The 19,899-nt window shown below is 69.8% G+C and carries 16 protein-coding genes; 8 read left to right on the top strand and 8 right to left on the bottom strand.

Annotation, left to right across the window (positions count from 1 at the left end; genetic code table 11):
- Positions 1-4: 4 nt before the first annotated feature.
- Positions 5-829, bottom strand: coding sequence for a (2Fe-2S)-binding protein (locus tag K1T34_RS14555; RefSeq protein WP_220244793.1), 825 nt, complete (start codon positions 827-829; stop codon positions 5-7).
- Positions 830-1,197: 368 nt separating this feature from the next.
- On the opposite strand from K1T34_RS14555, the gene K1T34_RS14550 reads away from it, so the two are divergent.
- Both K1T34_RS14550 and K1T34_RS14545 read left to right on the top strand, forming a co-directional pair.
- Entirely contained in the window at positions 1,198-3,744 is a 2,547-nt protein-coding gene (locus tag K1T34_RS14550; RefSeq protein WP_220244792.1) for an ATP-dependent Clp protease ATP-binding subunit, read from the top strand.
- A gap of 65 nt (positions 3,745-3,809) precedes the next feature.
- A complete protein-coding gene (locus K1T34_RS14545; RefSeq protein WP_220244791.1) occupies positions 3,810-4,802 on the top strand; it encodes a hypothetical protein in 993 nt (330 codons plus the stop codon).
- Here the strand turns inward: K1T34_RS14545 and pcp are convergent.
- Together pcp and K1T34_RS14535 are read right to left on the bottom strand one after the other, a co-directional pair.
- Positions 4,780-5,409 carry a pyroglutamyl-peptidase I gene (gene pcp / locus K1T34_RS14540; RefSeq protein ID WP_220244790.1) on the bottom strand — a complete coding sequence of 210 codons (630 nt, stop codon included), beginning with the start codon at positions 5,407-5,409 and terminating at the stop codon, positions 4,780-4,782. The genes K1T34_RS14545 and pcp overlap by 23 nt on opposite strands.
- A gap of 72 nt (positions 5,410-5,481) precedes the next feature.
- Positions 5,482-6,927, bottom strand: coding sequence for a M1 family metallopeptidase (locus K1T34_RS14535; protein WP_220244789.1), 1,446 nt, complete (start codon positions 6,925-6,927; stop codon positions 5,482-5,484).
- 160 nt (positions 6,928-7,087) lie between these two features.
- Between K1T34_RS14535 and K1T34_RS14530 the strand changes: the two genes are divergently transcribed.
- Positions 7,088-10,258, top strand: a complete 3,171-nt coding sequence (locus tag K1T34_RS14530) for a BTAD domain-containing putative transcriptional regulator (protein WP_220244788.1) — start codon at positions 7,088-7,090, stop codon at positions 10,256-10,258.
- 83 nt (positions 10,259-10,341) lie between these two features.
- Here the strand turns inward: K1T34_RS14530 and K1T34_RS14525 are convergent, their stop codons facing one another.
- Both K1T34_RS14525 and K1T34_RS14520 read right to left on the bottom strand, forming a co-directional pair.
- On the bottom strand, positions 10,342-11,139 hold the full coding sequence (locus K1T34_RS14525) for an ABC transporter permease (RefSeq protein WP_220244787.1): 798 nt from the start codon (positions 11,137-11,139) through the stop codon (positions 10,342-10,344).
- A complete protein-coding gene (locus K1T34_RS14520) occupies positions 11,136-12,113 on the bottom strand; it encodes an ATP-binding cassette domain-containing protein (protein WP_220244786.1) in 978 nt (325 codons plus the stop codon). Before K1T34_RS14520 ends, K1T34_RS14525 begins: the two co-directional genes overlap by 4 nt.
- A gap of 182 nt (positions 12,114-12,295) precedes the next feature.
- Between K1T34_RS14520 and K1T34_RS14515 the strand changes: the two genes are divergently transcribed.
- Positions 12,296-13,258 carry an endonuclease/exonuclease/phosphatase family protein gene (locus K1T34_RS14515; RefSeq protein WP_220244785.1) on the top strand — a complete coding sequence of 321 codons (963 nt, stop codon included), beginning with the start codon at positions 12,296-12,298 and terminating at the stop codon, positions 13,256-13,258.
- A complete protein-coding gene (locus K1T34_RS14510; RefSeq protein WP_255638513.1) occupies positions 13,255-13,692 on the top strand; it encodes an acetyltransferase in 438 nt (145 codons plus the stop codon). Before K1T34_RS14515 ends, K1T34_RS14510 begins: the two co-directional genes overlap by 4 nt.
- Here the strand turns inward: K1T34_RS14510 and K1T34_RS14505 are convergent.
- Positions 13,679-14,482, bottom strand: coding sequence for a Sir2 family NAD-dependent protein deacetylase (locus K1T34_RS14505; RefSeq protein ID WP_220244784.1), 804 nt, complete (start codon positions 14,480-14,482; stop codon positions 13,679-13,681). The two genes, K1T34_RS14510 and K1T34_RS14505, sit on opposite strands and share 14 nt — an antisense overlap.
- Positions 14,475-14,783: an antibiotic biosynthesis monooxygenase gene (locus K1T34_RS14500; protein ID WP_220244783.1), complete on the bottom strand. Its 309-nt coding sequence runs from the start codon at positions 14,781-14,783 to the stop codon at positions 14,475-14,477. The genes K1T34_RS14505 and K1T34_RS14500 overlap by 8 nt, the downstream gene beginning before the upstream one ends.
- 102 nt (positions 14,784-14,885) lie before the next feature.
- Between K1T34_RS14500 and K1T34_RS14495 the strand changes: the two genes are divergently transcribed.
- Both K1T34_RS14495 and K1T34_RS14490 read left to right on the top strand, forming a co-directional pair.
- Entirely contained in the window at positions 14,886-16,073 is a 1,188-nt protein-coding gene (locus K1T34_RS14495; RefSeq protein WP_220244782.1) for an FAD-dependent monooxygenase, read from the top strand.
- Between the two features lie 28 nt (positions 16,074-16,101).
- Positions 16,102-17,499: an ATP-binding protein gene (locus K1T34_RS14490; protein ID WP_220244781.1), complete on the top strand. Its 1,398-nt coding sequence runs from the start codon at positions 16,102-16,104 to the stop codon at positions 17,497-17,499.
- 96 nt (positions 17,500-17,595) lie between these two features.
- Here the strand turns inward: K1T34_RS14490 and K1T34_RS14485 are convergent, their stop codons facing one another.
- The gene (locus tag K1T34_RS14485; RefSeq protein WP_220244780.1) at positions 17,596-19,014 is read right to left on the bottom strand and encodes a M1 family metallopeptidase; all 1,419 of its coding nucleotides are present in this window, start codon (positions 19,012-19,014) and stop codon (positions 17,596-17,598) included.
- Between the two features lie 112 nt (positions 19,015-19,126).
- On the opposite strand from K1T34_RS14485, the gene K1T34_RS14480 reads away from it, so the two are divergent.
- A complete protein-coding gene (locus tag K1T34_RS14480) occupies positions 19,127-19,879 on the top strand; it encodes an alpha/beta fold hydrolase (RefSeq protein ID WP_220244779.1) in 753 nt (250 codons plus the stop codon).
- The last annotated feature ends 20 nt before the right edge of the window (positions 19,880-19,899 follow it).

Raw genomic sequence — 19,899 nt, 5'->3', positions numbered from 1 at the left:
GCGCTTATCGCGAGCAGACGCGCGGGCATTCCTCGCACTCGGCCTCGCCCGGCAGCAGGTAGGAGAAGCAGCAGCTCTCCCGCCGCCGTTCCCAGGCGCGGTGCCCATCGGCGTCCACGGCCATGCGCAGGGTCGAGGCGGAGGTCAGCGGGCGGTACCGGTCGTCCAGCACCAACGCGGCGTCGGCGACACCGGCGCCTTCCGCGTCCGGCGTCCCGCCCTGACGGCCGGCCCACCACAGCGAGTTGTCCAGCGCGTCGGTGGCCGCGGCCCACAACATGCGGCGGCCCAGCCGGCTGCTCGGCGCGTACGCACGCACGAAGCGTGTGGCGTGCGCCACGAACTGGGCGCGCAGCACGCCGGCCAGCGCGCGTTCGTCGGCCACGACCGTCGCTTCCGGGCGAGCGGAGCCGGGGTCGGTGGGCAGGCAGTAGAAGCTGTCGCCCAGCACGGCCATGCCCTCGGGGTGCGGACGGTCGTCGCCGAGGCCGAAGGCGAGCTGCTCGGGTTTGAGTGACGGCACACGGCGTTCGTGGTGCAGCAGCAGCGCGCCGACGTACGCGGGCACGTGCAGGTACCACGACATGACGTAACTCGCGGCCGTGCGCTCGGGCGCGGCGCCGTGGTTGTGGAGAAGCCACTTTTCCAGCCGTTCACGCCATTCGGTGAAAAGCTCGGGGTGTTCGAGCAGCTCAGCGCAGTGGAACCACCCGGTCGGGACGTCTCGCCGCAGCTCACCGCGCTCCTGCAGCCCCCCGACCCGCAGGAGCGAACTGGCGAGGCCGTCTCCGACGTCGCTGGCATCCCTGGAAGACCGCTGCTGGTTCACCGCGGCCTCCTTACCGGCCGAACTGATTAGGCGTGCCTAACCTTACAGAGATTTCGCGGTTGCGCCAATCGGGTGCCCACCTGGTGGAAACGGCCAGCTCCCGGATGTGTTCGCGCTGAGCGGACAGGGGGGTGCGGGCGGAATCCGAACGCGGGGCCGTACGTTCGAGAAGAAGTAAAGGTGCAGGGCAACCGGATGTTGGATGGTGACCGGACGGGTCGCCGGCCGGGTGTTGAAAGGCCACCGCAAGCCGTAGTGGTACGCAAGCGCGACCGCTTGGCTACTACAGTGGTCTCACGGTGCTGTCCGACGCGGGTGTGAATCCGCGCCGGCAACGGGCCGCCGACGCAGCAGTCGAGGGAGTGCGCATGTTTGAGAGGTTCACCGACCGCGCGAGGCGGGTGGTCGTCCTGGCCCAAGAAGAGGCCCGGATGCTCAACCACAACTACATCGGCACCGAGCACATCCTCCTGGGTCTGATCCACGAGGGTGAGGGTGTCGCCGCCAAGGCGCTCGAGTCGCTGGGCATTGCCCTCGAGGGAGTGCGCCAGCAGGTCGAAGAGATCATCGGCCAGGGTCAGCAGGCGCCGAGCGGGCACATCCCGTTCACGCCGCGGGCCAAGAAGGTGCTTGAGCTGTCGCTGCGCGAAGCGCTGCAGCTCGGCCACAACTACATCGGTACCGAGCACATCCTGCTCGGCCTGATCCGCGAGGGTGAGGGCGTCGCCGCACAGGTGCTCGTCAAGCTCGGCGCGGACCTCAACCGGGTGCGCCAGCAGGTGCTGCAGCTTCTGTCGGGTTACCAGACCGGCGAGAAGTCCACCGAGAGCGGCTCGGGCCGCGGCGAGGGCACCCCGTCGTCGTCGCTGGTGCTCGACCAGTTCGGCCGCAACATGACCGTGCTCGCCCGCGAGGGCAAGCTCGACCCGGTCATCGGGCGCGGCAAGGAGATCGAGCGGGTCATGCAGGTGCTGTCCCGCCGCACCAAGAACAACCCGGTGCTCATCGGCGAGCCGGGCGTCGGCAAGACGGCCGTCGTCGAGGGCCTTGCCCAGAGCATCGTCAAGGGCGAGGTGCCCGAGACGCTCAAGGACAAGCAGCTCTACACGCTGGACCTGGGCTCTCTGGTCGCCGGCTCCCGCTACCGCGGTGACTTCGAAGAGCGCCTGAAGAAGGTGCTCAAGGAGATCAAGACCCGCGGCGACATCATCCTGTTCATCGACGAGCTCCACACGCTCGTCGGCGCGGGTGCCGCCGAGGGTGCCATCGACGCGGCTTCGATCCTGAAGCCGATGCTGGCCCGCGGTGAGCTGCAGACGATCGGTGCGACCACGCTCGAGGAGTACCGCAAGTACATCGAGAAGGACGCCGCGCTGGAGCGCCGCTTCCAGCCGATCCAGGTCGGCGAGCCGTCGCTCGAGCACACGATCGAGATCCTCAAGGGCCTGCGCGACCGGTACGAGGCGCACCACCGCGTCTCGATCACCGACTCGGCGCTGGTCGCGGCCGCCACGCTGGCCGACCGCTACATCAACGACCGGTTCCTGCCGGACAAGGCCATCGACCTCATCGACGAGGCCGGCGCCCGCATGCGCATCCGCCGCATGACCGCGCCGCCGGACCTGCGCGAGTTCGACGAGAAGATCGCCGACGTCCGCCGCGACAAGGAGTCCGCGATCGACGCGCAGGACTTCGAGCGGGCCGCGCGCCTGCGTGACGAGGAGAAGACCCTCCTCGGCCAGAAGGGCGAGCGCGAGAAGCAGTGGAAGGACGGCGACCTCGACGTCGTCGCCGAGGTGGACGACGAGCAGATCGCGGAGGTGCTGGCCAACTGGACCGGCATTCCGGTGTTCAAGCTCACCGAGGAGGAGACCACCCGGCTGCTGCGCATGGAGGACGAGCTCCACAAGCGCATCATCGGCCAGGAGGACGCGGTCAAGGCCGTCTCCCAGGCGATCCGCCGTACGCGTGCCGGTCTGAAGGACCCGAAGCGCCCGTCGGGCTCGTTCATCTTCGCCGGCCCGTCCGGTGTCGGTAAGACCGAGCTCTCCAAGGCGCTGGCGGCCTTCCTGTTCGGCGAGGACGACGCGCTCATCCAGATCGACATGGGTGAGTTCCACGACCGCTACACCGCTTCGCGGCTCTTCGGTGCCCCTCCGGGCTACGTCGGCTACGAAGAGGGCGGGCAGCTGACCGAGAAGGTGCGGCGCAAGCCGTTCTCGGTGGTGCTCTTCGACGAGATCGAGAAGGCGCACCAGGAGATCTACAACACGCTCCTGCAGGTGCTCGAAGACGGCCGCCTCACCGACGGCCAGGGTCGCACCGTCGACTTCAAGAACACGGTCCTGATCTTCACCTCGAACCTGGGCACCTCGGACATCTCCAAGTCCGTGAGCCTCGGCTTCTCTTCCGGAGCGGACATCACCAACCGCTACGAGAAGATGAAGCAGAAGGTCAACGAGGAGATGAAGAAGCATTTCCGGCCCGAGTTCCTGAACCGGATCGACGACATCATCGTCTTCCACCAGCTCACGCAGGAACAGATCATCATGATGGTCGACCTGATGATCGGGCGGGTGGAGAAGCAGCTCAAGGCCAAGGACATGGAGATCGAGCTGACCGAGAAGGCCAAGGCCCTCTTGGCCAAGCGGGGCTTCGACCCCGTGCTCGGCGCGCGGCCCCTGCGTCGCACGATCCAGCGCGAGATCGAGGACCAGCTGTCGGAGAAGATCCTCTTCGGCGAGATCGAGGCCGGTCAGATCATCCTGGTCGACGTCGAGGGCTGGAGCGGCAACCCCGAGGACCGCGACGACGAAGCGCACTTCACCTTCCGCGGTGAGAAGCGCCCGTCCTCGGTTCCGGACGCGCCGCCGGTCAGCATCGGCGCCTCGGAGCACGACACCGAGAACGACTGATCGCTTGACGAGGTGAGAAGGGCGGTTCCCCACGGGGAGCCGCCCTTCTCCGTATCGTCGAGTCCATGGGGGACTCACGACTCACGAACCACCTGCGCGTGTCCACGGCGCTGGCGCTGCTGAGCGACCGGCAGCTCACCGAACGGCTCGCGGACGCCGAGGTCGTGTCCGAAGGCATCGGCGGCACGGGCGTGCGGCTCGACGTCGACGGCACGCCGGTGTTCGCGAAACGGGTGCCGCTGACGGAGCTCGAACTCCGGCATCCGCACTCCACGGCCAATCTCTACGACCTGCCGGTGTTCTGCCACTACGGCCTCGGCTCGCCGGAGGGCTCGGCGTGGCGGGAGCTGGCGCTGCACGTCATGGCCACCGGCTGGGTGCTCGGCGGTGAGTGCGAGTACTTCCCGCTGCTGCACCACTGGCGCGTGCTGCCACTGCGCGCCAACCGGGTTCCCGATCGTCCGCTCGAAGAGGACGTCGAGTACTGGGGCGGTTCTTCGGCCGTGCGCCGGCGGCTGGAGGAGCTGGAGGCTGCCGAAGCGAGCGTGGTGCTGTTCTGCGAGTACTTCCCGACGACGCTGCACGCCTGGCTGCCCGCGCAACTCGACCAGGCCGAGCGCGTCGAACAGCAGTTGTTCGAGACGGCTGCTTTCCTGAAGGCCCAAGGCGTGCTGCACTTCGACACCCACTTCGGCAACTTCCTCACCGACGGCGAGCGGGTCTACCTGACCGACTTCGGACTCGCCTTCGCCACGCGGTTCGACCTGAGTGCCGAGGAGCGCGCGTTCGCCGAGCTCACCCTCGAGCACGATTCCGCGTACTTGGCCATGTACTTGACGCAGTGGCTGGTCACGGAGGTATGCGGCACCTGGGACCGGGCCGAGCGGGTGGCCGCGGTCCGGCGCGCGGCCGCCGGGGAGCTGCCGCTGCCGGAATCCGTGGCGTCGGTGGTCGCGCGCCACGCGAAGACGGCTGTGGAGTTCACCGACTTCTACGACCGGCTCCGGGTGGACCGGGAGGCACCGTTCCCGAGGCTCAGTTCAACGTTCCGGCGCTGACATCGAGGTCGTCCGCGGTGGTCAGCGCGGTCGTGATCACGGCGTCCAACGCTTCCGCCGACTGCTGCACGTCGAGTGACGGACTACCCGCCCCGACCTGCTCCGGTGTCGACGGCACGTGGACGAATCCGCCCCGGAGCGTGGGGAAGTCGTTCGCGAGCAAGTGCATCAGGCCGTAGAAGACCTGGTTGCACACATAGGTTCCCGCCGTGTGCGACACCGCCGCCGGCACGCCCTTCGCCTGGATTGCCGCCACCGCCGCCTTGACCGGCAACGTGGTGAAGTAGGCCGTCGGGCCGTCCGCGATCACCGGCACGTCGACGGGCCGGTCGCCGGCGTTGTCGGGAATCCGCGCGTCGATCAGGTTGATCGCCACTCGCTCCGGCGTCACCGCGCTGCGCCCACCCGCTTCTCCCGCACACACCACGAGACTCGGCCGGTGCTGCTCGATCGCCGCACGCAAGGCCGGCAACGACGCGCCGAACTCCACCGGCAGTTCCACAGCGACCACGTCGTCCCGCCGAGCGGCCACCAGCCGCGCCGCCTGCCACGAGGGATTCGTGGCCGAGCCGCCGAACGGCGCGAACCCCGTGAGCAACACAGTCATGCCGAAACTCCCCTCGCGAAGCAGTGAAGGCCTCCCCGGGCAGACCGGGGAGGCCTTCACGAAAGGTACAGATCAAGCAGCGGGCTTCAGGTCGCCCGGGTACAGGTACTGATCAGCCGGCTTGCCCGAGCCGTAGATCCAGGCGTCGAAGAAGCCCTGCAGATCCTTGTGCGACACGGACTCGCAGTACTTCTGGAACTCCTGCATGCTCGCGTTGCCGTTGCGGTGCAACGAGTTCCACGTCTTGAGCACCTTGTCGAACGCGGCCTCGCCCATGTACTTGCTCAGGGCGTGCAGCGCGACCGGGCCCTTGGAGTACACGTAGGTGAACTCGTTGCCCGGGCCCATGTCGTAGAGCTTGCCGTTCCAGAACCGGTCGGACGCGGTGGCGACCTGCTGCCGGTACTGGTCGTCGAGGTTCACGCCGTTCTTGGCCTCGTCCCACAGCCATTCGGCGTAGGAGGCGAAGCACTCGTTGAGGCAGACGTCCTTCCAGTGGTCCACGGCCACGGTGTCGCCGTACCACTGGTGGGCGTTCTCGTGGACGATCGTGTCGACGTTGCCCGCGCGGCCCGAGTAGATCGGCCGGCTCATGGTCTCCAGCGAGAACCCGATGGGCTCGGCCAGGTAGATGCCGCCGGCGGCGTCCACGGGGTACTTGCCGAACTTCGACTCCAGGAAGTCGAGGATCTCCGGTAGCCGCGCGTCGGCCTGCTTGGTCGAATCGGGCGTGCCGGGCGCGAACGCGCTGACGATCGGCGTGCCGTCCTTGCGCTTGCGCTTGTCGAACGTCCACTTGTCGATGGCGACCGTGGTCATGTACGGCACGGCGGGCGTGGTCTCGGCCCACACGTGCGTGGTGCCCTTCGCCGTCTTGTGCGTGCCCAGCTCACGGCCGTTCGCGATCACACCCCACTCGTCGGGGACGGTGATGGCGAGGTGGAAGGTCGCCTTGTCCAGGGGGGTGTCGTTCACCGGGTACCAGGTGCTGGCCGACTTCGGCTCTCCGGCGGCGAACGCGCCGCCGTTCTTGGCGTACTGCCAGCCGTTGTTGCCCAGCAACGGGTCGCTGATCGGGGCCGGCACGCCGTGGTAGCTGATCACGGTGCGGAACGGCAGGCCGCGCAACAGCGGGAGCAACGGGGTGATCGTGAGCTCGTGGTCGCCGCTGCGGGTGAACTTGGCCTTCAGGCCGTTGACCTTCACCGAGTCGACGGTGAGGCCGTTGAGGTCGAGGTTGAACGAGCTCAGCGTCTGGGTGGCCCGCGCGCTGATCGTCTGCACGCCGGTGAGCTGGTGGCTGTCCGGCGCGTAGGTCACGGCAAGGTTGTAGTCGGCGACGTCGTAGCCGCCGTTGCCGTCTTGCGGGTAGTAGCTGTCGCCCGCTCCGTCGGCACCCGGGGTGCCCCAGCCGTACCCGTCCTGCCCTGCGGAGGCGATGCCGCCGCCCAGGCTCAGCGCGGCCAGCGTGGCGACGACCGTCACTGCCGGGCGACGCCAGCGGTGCTGCAGTCTCATAAACGCTCCTGTCTGCTGCTCGGGAAACCGTTTGCAACGTATCGCCGTGAAGGGCCGTTGATGGCGACTGGTGGTGTTTTGTCCTGAAAGTCCACACTTCCGTCGGTTCCCCTGCGGCCGTTCGGACCCGTCCTCAGCATCCGTCTGGAAAGCTGGTGCCATGCGCGTGGCGCTACTGGGTCCGCTGCGGGCGGCCTGCGACGACGGCACCCCGGTGGACATCGGCGGTGCGCGCCTTCGCATGCTCTTGGCCCGGCTCGCGCTCGACGCCGGCCGCGCGGTGCCGGCCGAGGTGCTCATCGACGGCCTGTGGGGCACCGAGCCGCCCGCCGACGCCGCCAACGCGCTGCAGTCGCTGGTCTCGCGCCTGCGCCGCGCGCTGCGGCCGGCCGGGGCCGAGCTGGAGTCCGGCGCCGGCGGCTACCGGCTCGCGCTGGCCGCGGACACCGTCGACGCGCACCGGTTCGAGCGGCTCGCGGCCGAGGGCCGCCGGGAGCTTTCGGCGAGCCGCGACTCGCGCGCGGCCGAGCTGCTGCGCACTGCTCTGGACCTCTGGCACGGCGCCGCGCTGGCGGACGTGCTCGACGCGCCGTTCGCCGCCGCGCCCGCGACGCGGCTGGAGGAGCTGCGCACGGAGGCCGCCGAGGATCGCTTCGACGCCGAGCTGCGCCTGGGCCGCCACGCCGACGTGCTCGCCGACCTCACCGCGGCCGCCGAGGCCCACCCGTTGCGTGAACGGCTCGCCGGACTGCGCATCCGCGCGCTGTGCTCGGCCGGGCGGCAGGCCGACGCGCTCGCCGCGTACGGCACGATCCGCGCGACGCTGGCCGACGAGCTGGGCGTGGACCCGTCGGCCGAGCTGCAGGAGATCCACCTGCAGGCGTTGCGCGGCGAGCTCGCGCCCGCCGCGACGGTCACCGACCGGCTGCCGGTGCGCCTCACGAGCTTCGTCGGCCGCGGCGACGAGCTCAAACAGCTGTCGGAGCTGCTCGACGGCTCCCGGCTCGTCACGCTCGTCGGCCCGGGCGGTGCGGGCAAGACGCGCCTGGCGACCGAGGCCGCGGCGCGCCACCCGGTGCACGGGCCCGGGCGCGTGTGGTTCGTGCCGCTCGCCGGTGTCCGCGACGCCGACGATGTGCTCGGCGCGCTGCTCACCGCGTTGGGGATCCGCGACATGCGCGCCACCGAAACCGAGGTGCTGCGCAAGCCGATCGACCTGTTCGAGCACGCCGTCGAGGCGCTGAGCGGCGGGGAAACCCTGCTGGTGCTGGACAACTGCGAGCACGTGGTCGAGGTCGCCGCGCAGCTGGCCGACGACCTGCTGCGCCGCGTGCCGGCGCTGCGCATCCTGGCCACCAGCCGCGAACCGCTCGCCATCACCGGCGAGGCGCTGTGCCCGCTCGGCCCGCTGCCCGTGCCGGCCGAGTCGACGCCGCCGGGCGAGGTGGGTGCGCTCGACTCCGCGCGCCTGTTCCTCGACCGCGCCATCGCCGTGCGGCCGGACTTCACGCTCGACGAGTCCACAGTGGACGCCGTGACGCAGATCTGCCGCCGTCTCGACGGCATGCCGCTGGCGCTGGAGCTGGCGGCGGCGCGCCTGCGTTCGATGCCCGTCACGAGCATCGCCGAACGCCTCGACGACCGCTTCCGCCTGCTCACCTCCGGCAGCCGTACGGCTCTGCCGCGGCAACGCACACTGCGCGCCGTCGTGGAGTGGAGCTGGGACCTGCTCACCGACGCGGAGCTCGCCCTGGCGCGGCGGCTGGCCGTGTTCGCGGCGACGTTCGACGAGGACGCCGTGACCGCCGTCTGCGCCGACGGCGAGCTCCTGCCCGCCGAAGACGTGGTGTACGTGCTGGGTTCCCTCGTCGAGAAATCCATTGTGGACACCGTCGGCGGGCGGTACCGCATGCTGGAGACGCTGCGGGTGTACGCCACCGAGCGGCTCACCGCGTCGGGGGAGACCGAGCGGCTGTCCGCGGCCATGGTGCGCGACCTCGTCGACCTCGTCGAACGCACCGAGCCCCTCCTGCGCACCCGCGAGCAGCTCGCCGCGATCGCGGTTTTCGAGCACGAGAACGACAACCTCACTGCGGCACTGCGCGCCGCCATCGAGTCCGAGGACGTGGATTCCGCCGGCCGCCTGCTCTACGGCATGTTCTGGTACCTGTCGATCCTGGGCCAGAGCGAACGCGCGGAGCGCTTCGTGGTCGACGTGCTCGCCTTCGGCGACCGCCTGGCGCCGGACGTATCCGCCAGCCTGCGGCTGAGTCAGCTGATGATGCACATGATGACCGGACCGCAGGCGCTGGCGGACGCCGCTGACCTGATCGAGGAGTGCGTGCGCACGGGCGCGGTGAAGGGCAATCCGTGGCTCGCGCTCGCGGTGCCGATGGTCGCGTTCCTCAGCGGCCACCGCGACGTCGCCCGCCGGGAGATCCAGCGCGCCGTCGACGGTGACGACGCGTGGGGCCGGGCTGCCGGGAGCTGGGCCGAGAGCTTCCTGCTCGCCGACGAGGGCGACCTGGAGGGTTCCGCCCGCGCCCGCGAGCAAGCCCACGCCGGTTTCCTCGAGATCGGCGACCGCTGGGGCCTGGCGATGACGTTCAGCTTCCGCGCCGCCAGCCTGTCCCAGCGCGGTGACCACGCCGGGGCCATCGCGGCATACACCGAAGGCCTGCGGCTGGCGATGGAGCTCCGGTCGCACGACGACGTCATCCAGCAGTGGTGGCGGCTCGCCGTGGAACGCTCGCGCAGTGGCGATTACGCAGGCGCGTGGCGCGAGCTGACCGCGGCAGAACGCTATGCCGAGAACAGCGGGATCCGGCAGCTGAGCCTGATCCTCGCGTTCGGTCGGCTGGAACTGCTGATCCGCGAGGGCCGGCTCGACGAGGCGCGGACCGTCGGCGAGCACATCTCGCGAAGCCGGGACGATTGGCCGTTCCCCGGCAACTTCGAGGACGAGTGGTTCGGCATGGTCAACGCCAGGATCGCGTTGGCGGCGGATAAACCGGACGAAGCCGCGCCGCACGCCGCGGCCGCCATCCGCTCTACTGTGGAGCGCGTCGACATGCCCGACGTGGCGAGGATCGTGGAAGTCTTCGCGGAGATCCGCTACAAGCAGGGTCACTTCGAGACGGCGGCGCGCGCGTTGGCGCTGACCGCGTTGATCCGCGGCGAGTTCGACCTCGGGAGCCCGGAAGTGCTCGCGCTGATCGCCGGGCTCGAGGAGAAGCTGGGCGCGGATCGTTACGCGGAGATCGTCGCGGACACTCGCGCGATGGATCGAGCCGATGGAATTGCCTGGCTCGCCGAGGAAGCCGGCTTCTGACGAGCTCGGTCCCCTCCACCACCCCCGCGGTGAAGGGGACCGAGTGCCCCCATCTTCTGTTGTGGTCCTTTTTCGACAGTCGCTCAGACCCGGCGGCGGTAGGCCCAGGTCGCGAGCGGGAAGAACACCACCACGGCCCCGACCATCCACGCCAGCGCCCCGCCGAGCGGTCCGGCGACCGCGCCGCCGTTCATCAAGCCCCGCAACGCGTTGGCCATCAGGCTCACCGGGCTGATGTCCGCCCAGGCCCGCAGCCACCCCGGCATCGTGGCGGTGGAGACGAACACGTTGCTGCCGAAGGTGAGCGGCATGATGAACACGAACATCAGGCCCTGCGCGGCACCCGGCGACTTCATCAGCATCCCGACGAACACCGAGCCCCAGCAGAAGCACAGCCCGAACGCCAGCACCAGCAGGATCGCGGCCAGGAACTGCATCGGCCCCGTCTCGATGCGGTAGCCCATCACCGTCGCGACGACCATCAGCACGGCCAGGCACACGACGTAGCGCACGAGGTCCGCCAGCACCGCGCCGACCAACGGCGCCGAGCGCGCGATCGGCATGCTGCGGAACCGGTCGAACACGCCCTTGGTGACGTCGGTGTTCAGCTGCACGCCCACGGTCAGGCTGGCTTGCAGGATGTTCATCACGACCAGGCCGGGCACCAGGCTCTGCAGGTAGTTCGAGATGGACCCGCCCAGCGCGTTGCCGAACAGGTAGGTGAACATCAGCAGGAAGATGATCGGCATCAGCGTCACATCGGCCAGCTGCTCCGGGTTCTTGCGGATCTTCAGGATTCCGCGCCAGGCCAGGGAAAGTGCGTGCTGCGTGCCTTTCACCGGGCTGATGCGGCGGGGCGGATCGAGCGCGAGCGTGGTCACGCGAGGCTCCCTTCGAGCTGGGCGTCGGCAGTGGTCGGTTCGGCGGAGCGGCCGGTCAGGGCCAGGAACACCTCGTCGAGGCTCGGCAGCCGCAGCGCGAGCTCGTCGGAGGTGATGCCGGCCTCGTCGAGCTTGCGCACGAGCGTGGACAGCAGCACCGGGTCGGAAACCGGCGCGGTGAGCAGGCCCGTGTCGTTGTCACGCGTCGGCCGGACGCCGGTGATCTCGCCCAGGATGCGGGCGACGGCGTCGAGGTCGGCGAGCGACGTCGGGCGCACCTGCAGCGTCTGGCCGCCGACGCGGCGCTTGAGCTCGTCGGCGCGGCCGTCGGCGACCACGTGGCCGTGGTCGAACACGGTGATCTTGTCGGCCAGCTGGTCGGCTTCCTCCAGGTACTGCGTGGTGAGCAGCACCGTCGCGCCGTCGGCGACGAGGCCGCGGACCACGGCCCACACCTCGTTGCGGGCGTGCGGGTCGAGCCCGGTGGTGGGCTCGTCGAGGTAGAGCACCTCGGGCCGCCCGACGAGGCTCGCGGCGAGGTCGATCCGCCGGCGCATGCCGCCGGAATAGGTGCGGATCGGGCGCTTGGCGGCGTCGGACAGCTCGAAGCGCTCCAGCAGCTCCTTCGCCCGGGCCTTCGCGTCGGCCCGTGACAGGTCGAGCAGCCGGCCGATCAGCACCAGGTTCTCGATGCCGTTGAGGTCTTCGTCGACGGACGCGTACTGGCCGGTGAGCCCGATCAGCGAGCGCACCCGCACCGGGTCCTGCACCACGTCGAAACCCCCGACCGTGGCGTGCCCGGCGTCGGGCTTGATGAGTGTGGCCAGGATGCGCACGGCCGTCGTCTTGCCCGCGCCGTTGGGCCCGAGCACCCCCACCACCTTGCCGAACGGGACCTCCAGATCCACCCCGTCCAGCGCCTTGGTCTCCCCGAACTGCTTGACCAGGCCCTCGGCCTTGATCGCAAACGACATGTGGTCCTCCTCCTGCTGTCGCCCTCCGAGCAACACAGTGGACGGCCGGCCTGTCAGGGCGCGCACAGCACGCTGACAGCGCCTGTCGCGGACCTGTCTTCCGCTGTCAGGAGTTGCGGAGGTGTTGTGGAGGTGCGGTGTCCGGGGCGCGCTTGCCCGGCCGGAGTCGGCATACTCGGCCCATGGTGATCAACGACCAGGTGCGGGCGCGGCCACGGAACCAGCTGGTCACGGGCGTTTTGCTGCTGTTCGGCGTGCCCCTGCTGGCGATCGCGGCGCTGCGCACGGTCGGGTACGACGGCGGCTGGTACACACTCGTGCTGCTCGCGCTCACCCCGTACGCGGTCGTGTACGGAGCGCTGCTGGGCGGTGTTTCGCTGGTACTGCGCCGGTGGTGGATCGGTGGAATCGCGCTGGCGCTGGCGATCCTGCTGGCCGTTTTCGTGGCGCCGCGCGTGATGGCCGACGAGCAACCGACCGTGGCGGGGAAATCGCTGCGCGTGATGTCGGCGAACCTGTACCTCGGCCGGGCCGACGCTGCCGCGATCGTGAAGCTGGTGCGCGACAACCGGGTCGACGTGCTGAACCTCTTGGAGATGACGTCGGCCGAAGTGTCCGCTTTGGACAAGGCGGGGCTGTTCGGCCTGCTGCCCTACCGGGTGCTGCACGCGGCGCCGGGCGCGGACGGGTCGGGCATCGTGTCGCGCTACCCGCTCACCGAGGAGAACTACACGGGCGATTCCACCGCGAAGCAGCCCAGCGCGGAAGCCGACCTCGGCGGCGGCACGGTGGTGGAGCTCGTCGCGGTGCACCCGCAGTCGCCGGACACGGGCGTCGACCAATGGGAACGCGAGACGAAGGACCTTTCGCGCGCCGCCGGCGAGCACGGCCTGCGCATCCTGGCCGGCGACTTCAACGCGACCCTCGACCACGCGGCCCTGGCCACCGTGCTGTCGCGCGGCTACCACGACGCCGCCGACGAACGCGGCGACGGCCTGCAGCCCACGTGGCCCGCTGATGCCACGCCGCTCGTTACGCTGGACCACGTGCTGGTGGACAAGCGTGCGGCCGTCGAGGACTACCGGGTTTTCGACGTGCCCGGAACCGACCACCGCGCTGTGTACGCCCAGGTGCGGTTGCCGTGACGATCTCGCTGCGTCCGGTCTCGGGCCCGGACGAATACCCGGAGCTGCTGGCGATCTGGCGCAGTGCGGTCAAGGCGACGCACGATTTCCTGACCGCCGCCGACGTTTCGTTCTACGCTTCGCGGGTGCCCGGATACTTCCCGCGGGTGGAGCTGACCGTGGCCACTGTGGACGGTGTTGCCGCGGGGTTTTCCGGGATCGCTTCCGGGAGCTTGGAAATGCTGTTCGTGCACGCCGATCACCGCGGCGAGGGGGTTGGGTCCGCACTGTTGCAGGCGGCTTTGTCGGCGTCTCCATCGCTGACGCTCGACGTCAACGAGCAGAACTCGCAGGCGCTCGGGTTTTACCTGCACCAAGGGTTCGTGATCGCCGGCCGCTCGGCGACGGACTCCGAGGGCCGGCCGTTCCCTTTGCTGCACCTCAGGCAAGCTTGAGCAACGACTGCAGCGCGCCGGCCGCGATCGACACGCCGCGGCCGTGGCGGATCTGCGGCTCGCGCGGGTTGATGCGAACGAGCGCGCCCGTCGCGGCGCTCGCCAGCTCGGCGTAGCGGCGGACGGTCGGCACGGCCTGGCCCGCGCCGAGCTCGACCACGGTGAGGTCGCGCCGGCCGCGGCGCCAGGCGGTGAGCTCGTCGAGCTGTGCCTGGCTGCGCGTCGGGACCCACTCGAAGTCGCCGAACATCAGGATGTTGGGCCGGGCGAGGCCGCCGCAGCGCGGGCAGCTCGGCAGGGGTGGGCGGGCGCGCATGGTCGTTTCGTCGAGGTCGACGTGGACGTCGGTGGCCGGCCAGATGTCGTCCGTGCAGCCGTCGAGGCACTGCAGGTGGTGGATGGACCCGTGGGCCTCGGCGACGTGGCCGAAGCCCGCGACCTGGAACTGGCCGTCCACATTGGACGTGAAGACGCGGACCCCGCCGGGCTTCCGGTCGCCCCATTCGCGCAGCAGCTCGAAACCCCGGTGCGGCACCGTCTTCCGGTAGAGGTCGAGCCGGTGGCCGTAGAACCCCCAGGCCAGCTCGGGGTCGTCGGCGAAGTGCCGCGGGTCGGCCAGCTCCTCGAAGCTGAGGCCGAGCCCGGCGTATCGCGGGTACGCGCGCCAAAAGCCCTCGTCGCCGCGGAAATCGGGCAGGCCGGAATCGACGCCCATCCCGGCGCCGGCGCACACGAGCAGCGCGCCGGCACCGTGGATCAGTTCGGCCGCTCGGGCGAGGTCGTCACTCACCCGGCTTCGAAGCCTGGACGACCTCGAACTCGAGCAGGCTCGCACCCGACGACACCGGCTTCGCGCGCTCGCCCGCGTGGGCCTCGCGCGCGGGGCCGGCCGCCCACGCCTGGTAGTGCTCCTCCGACTCCCACTTCGTGTAGACGAAGTAGCGCGTCTCGCCGGAAACCGGGCGGAGGAGCTCGAAGCCGAGGAACCCGGCCTGGCTGTCGACGGCGTGCAGCCGCGCGGCGAACCGCTTCTCCAGCTCGGGGCCGGCGCCTTCGGGGACCTCGATCGCGTTGATCTTCACCACTGCCATGGCTCCAGCCTACTTCCGTCTTCCGTGCGAGAAAGTGGTAGTAACTGTCAAATAGGTGTGGCTATCATGTTTGGGTAGGCATTCGTGGGATGGGGGCACACCATGCGGGTTCTGATCTCGGGGGCGAGCATCGCCGGCCCGGCGCTGGCGTTCTGGCTGCACCGCTACGGTATCGAGGCGACGCTGGTCGAACGCGCGCCCGCGCCGCGGCCGGGTGGGCAGGCCGTGGACCTGCGCGGCGTGGGGAAAGTCGCCGCGGATCGAATGGGCCTGCTGGAGCAAATCCGCGCCGCCTGCACCGACACGGGTGGCCTTTCTCTCGTCGACGCCTCGGGCCGCCGTCGGGCCACCCTCACCGTCGACCAGTTCGGCGGCGACGGCCCGATCGCGGAAATCGAAATCCTCCGCGGGGACATCGCTCGCGTCCTTCGGGAGGCGACGGACAACGAGTACCTCTACGGCGACCGGATTGTCTTGCTCGACGAGCAGTCCGACGGCGTCCACGTCACTTTCGAATCCGGCGGCTGCCGGGTCTTCGACGCCGTGATCGGCGCCGACGGCCTCCACTCGGGGGTGCGCTCTCTGCTGTTCGGCGACGTGCCGTTGCGGCACCTGGGCCGCTACCTGGCGTTTTGGACCGCACGCAACCACCTGGGTCTGGAGAACTGGTCGCTGGTGCACAACGCGCCGGGCCGCAGCATCGGCGTCCGCACGATCAACTCGAACCAGGCTTTCATGGCCTTCGCGTCGTTCCATGCCGACGACCTCCACCACGACTACCGGGACATCGGCTGGCAGAAGTCTTTGGCGCGCTCCCGGCTGTCGGGCTTGGGCTGGGAGGCCGCTGAGCCGGTGTCGCAACTCGACGACGCTGCCGACTTCTACTTCGACTCCGTCAGCCAGGTCCACCTCCCGTCGTGGTCCCGCGGCCGCGTCGGCTTGCTCGGTGACGCCGCCTTCTGCGCCTCACCCTCGTCCGGCCAAGGCACCAGCCTGGCCCTGGTCGGCGGCTACGTCCTGGCCGGCGAGCTCGCGGCCGCGCCGGATGTCCCAGCTGCATTGGCTGCATACGAGAACCGCCTCCGGCCGTGGGTCCTGGCGAACCAGAAGATGGGCCGCACCAACGCGCGCGCCGGGTCGCCTTCGAGCGCCCTTGGCGTTCGCCTGCAGCAGGTGGGCATGCGTCTTCTGCCGCACCTGCCGGAGCGCCTGCTGTTCGGCTCGATGCTCGCGGTGCTGAACGGCTTCGATCTGCCGGACTACTCGCGGTACCTGACGTCGGTGGCCTGACTGGGTGATTCATGCCACTCTGGGGTACATGGGGGAAGATCACGAAGCACTCGCACGCGACCTGCAGCGCATCATCAAAGCCACGGCCGACGCGGTCGGCTCGCGGCAGGCCAACGAGCTGATCGACCGCGTCACCGGGCACCTCGGGGTGGCGCTGACGCAGGCGCTGGTGGTGACGCGCAACTACGAGGACTGGGAGCACGCCAACATCCAGGCGGGCGTCGACGCGTACCTCGCCGAGCGCGGTGTGCAGACGGACTGGTTCGGGATCGCGGGCGGGCAGCGTGGCCACGAGGACCTGGTGGGCATGCTGTTCGCCGCGCGGAACCACCAGTTGTACGAGCTGGGGGCCGTCGACTACACGACCGCGACGATCGGGCCCGACGCGGCGGCGGAGGTCGTGCAGCTGGGGCTGGTGGGGACGGCCGCGCCCGACGGGACGCCGGTGATCGTCGGCGTGCGGGGGACGAACCAGCAGTACGGGCAGATGTACTGCCGCCTGGAGGTGATCGCCGGGGAGCGCGCCGCGGCGACGGCCACGCGCGACCGCATCGAGCAGCTGATCGCGGAGCACGACGTGTTGCGCGGCCACGTGCTGGCGTTCGGCGTGAGCGAGCACCGCGGCAACGAGCTGCTCACCTTCCTGCCCCGGCCCGCGATCGGTCCGGAAGAGGTGGTGCTGCCCGAAGGTGTGCTCGACGCGGTCGAGCGGCACACACTCGGCATCGCGGAACACGGCGAACGCCTGCTGGCGGCCGGACAGCACCTCAAGCGCGGCGTGCTGCTGCACGGCCCGCCGGGCACCGGGAAGACGCACACCGTCCGCTACCTGATGGGACGGCTGCCCGGCAGCACGGTCGTCATCCTCACCGGCTCGGCGATGCGCTTCGTCTCGAAGGCCGCGACGCTCGCGCGCCGGCTGCAGCCCAGCGTCGTCGTGCTGGAGGACGTCGACCTCATCGCCGAGGACCGCGACCACTCCCGCGGCGGCACGCCATTGCTGTTCAGCCTGCTCGACGCCATGGACGGCGTCGGCGGAGACGCCGACGTCACCTTCCTCCTCACCACCAACCGCGCCGGCGACCTGGAGAAAGCGCTGGCCGACCGGCCGGGCCGGGTCGACCTCGCCGTCGAGATCCCGCTGCCCGACGCCGCCGGCCGCGCCGCGCTGCTCGAGCTGTACTCCCGCGGCCTCAAGGTGACGGCCGACCTCGCCCCGATCGTCGAGGCGACCGAGGGAGTCACGGCGTCGTTCGTGAAGGAACTCCTCCGCCGCGCGACGCTGCGCAGCCTCACCACCAACCCTGACGCCGAGGCTGTCGTCGGCGATGCCGAGTTGGGCGGTGCGCTGGCGGAGATGACTGACGCGCGCAACGCGCTGACCAGGTCGCTGCTGGGCGCCTCGGCTCAGGGGCGGCAGGGCTAGTGGTTGTGGTCGGCGCGGGATAGTCCGCGCCGGCGACGCTCGGGGCCGCAGCGTGGCGGGCCGGCGGTCATGGTCGGCGCGAGACAAAAGCCCAGCTCACGGGTGGAGTGTGCCCGGGTAGAGATCCTCGTCCGACGGGAGTTTCGCCGTGCGGAACCAGTCGTCCAGGAAGGGGCTCAGGTCTTGGCCCGCCAGGTGGTTCACGAGTTTCGTGAAGTCGGCCCACGCGGCGTTGGCGTGGCGGTGCTCGGCGGGCCAGTCGCGCAGCAGGGTGGAGAACGGGCCGTCGCCCATGCGGCGGCGCAGGGCGTGCAGGGCGAGGATGCCCTTGTCGTACACGGCTCCGAACTCGTGGCCGGGGCCTGGGTCGACGAGTTTGCGGTTCCAGAAGTCCGTGCTGGCGTGGGTGATTTCGAGGGCCGCGCGGTAGCGATCGTCGAGGTTTTGGCCCTCGCGTTCGGACCAGAGCCACTGGGCGTACGACGCGAAGCACTCGTTGAGGCAGACGTCCGACCACGAGTCGAGCGACACGGAGTCGCCGAACCACTGGTGGGCGTTCTCGTGGACGAGGGTGAGGACGTCGGCCCACTTCGCGTACGTCGGGCGCGTCTGCGTCTCCAGTGAGAAGTGGATGTCCTCCGCGAGGTAGATGCCGCCGGCGGCGCTCTGCGGGTACGGGCCGAACTTGCTGCTCAGGAACCCCAGGATGTCGGGCAGCCGGTCGCCGCTGGCCTCGAGCGACTCGGCGCCCGGCGCGTACGCCGACACCACGGGCGTGCCGTCGGGCAGCGAAGAGCGCTTCACCGTGAACTTGTCGATCGCGATCGTCGTGAGGTAGCTGGCGACCGGGTTCGGCTCGGTCCACGTCGTGGTCGTCTTGCCGCCGGCCGAAGAACTGCTCTGCTCACGGCCGTTGGAAATCACCGTCCAGCCGTCCGGCACGTGCGCGGTCACGCTGAACGTCGCCTTGTCACGCGGGGTTTCGTTCACCGGGTACCAGAACGCCGCCGAATGCGGCTCGCCCACCATGAACGCGCCGCCGTCGGACGAGCGGCTCCAGCCGGTCTCGCTGCCGCCGTCGTGCTCGGTGTTCGACGGGTCGCCGGAGTACCGCACGCGCGTGCGATAGGTCGAGCCCGCCCGCAACGGCTGCGGCGGCGTGATCACCAGCTCGAAGTCCTTCTCCCGGCTGAACTTCGCCGGTTTCCCGTCGACCTCGACCGATGCGACGTCGAGCCCCCGCAGGTCCAGGTTGAACCGGCTGAGGTCCTGCGTGGCCTTCGCCGTCACGGTCGTGTCGCCGTCGAGGTGGCCGCTCGCGGGGTCGTAGCCGACGTCGACGTGGTAGTCGAGCGCGTCGTAACCGCCGTTGCCGTCTTCGGGGTAGTACGGATCGCCGGCGCCGCGCGCCCCAGCGGACGGATGCAGTGGCGCGGTGTCCGGATTGTCCGCACTGCACGCGGAGAGCGCGAGCACACCGGCGAGGGCGAAGACGGCGGTTCGGTGGCTGCGCATCGTTTCACCCTATTTCCAACCGTCCTCCCCGCCACCACCCTCAAAGGAGTGGCTTCGCCACATGTGCCTGTTCGGGTGTGATTGGCTACCGGACGAAACGGCAGGAGTCTCCATGCGACCTGGGCTGATCCACTTCGGCGGCGACGACACCACGGGCATGTCGGTGCTCCTGCTGCACGGCTTGATGGGCCGCGCCCGCACGTGGTGGCCGGTCGCCCAGTGGCTCAAGCCCTACGGCTCCGTCCACGCCCTCGACGCCCGCGGTCACGGCCGCGCGCCGCACACCGGACCGTGGACCACGGAGCAGTTCGCCGAGGACATCGCCGAGGTCCTGGGCGAGATTGGCCCGTCCGTGCTGATCGGCCATTCCATGGGCGGCCTCCACGCCTGGGCGACGGCGGCCAAGTATCCGGAGCTGGTACGCGCGGTCGTGAGCGAGGACTTCGCGCCCGACCAGCGCGGCCGCACCGTCGAGACCTGGCGCGGCTACTTCGACAGCTGGCCGGTGCCGTTCGAATCACTCGCCCACGTCCGCGAGTTCTTCGGCACCGCGGGCGACTACTTCACCGAATGCGTCGAGGAACGCGAAGACGGCTACCACCTGATCGCGAACCTGGCAAACCTCTACGAGATCGCCGCCGAATGGGGCCGCCGCGACTACTGGTCCATTGTGGACTCGATGGAATGCCCCCTGCTCCTCGTCGAAGGCGAGCACACGGCCATGCCGGCCGGACAGCAAGCACAGGTCGCCGAACGGGTGCCGGGCGCGAAACACCTCGTCATCCTCGGCTCGGCACACCTGCCCCACGTCGAGGCACCGGAAATCTACCGTGGTGCGGTGGAAGCGTTCCTCGCCGGACTCTGAGCAAGCCGGCGGGTCACGCG

Source organism: Amycolatopsis sp. DSM 110486 (assembly GCF_019468465.1).
Lineage (GTDB): Bacteria > Actinomycetota > Actinomycetes > Mycobacteriales > Pseudonocardiaceae > Amycolatopsis.
The sequence above is the reverse complement of the archived record's forward strand: the minus strand, read 5'-3'. Positions and strand labels throughout refer to the sequence as shown.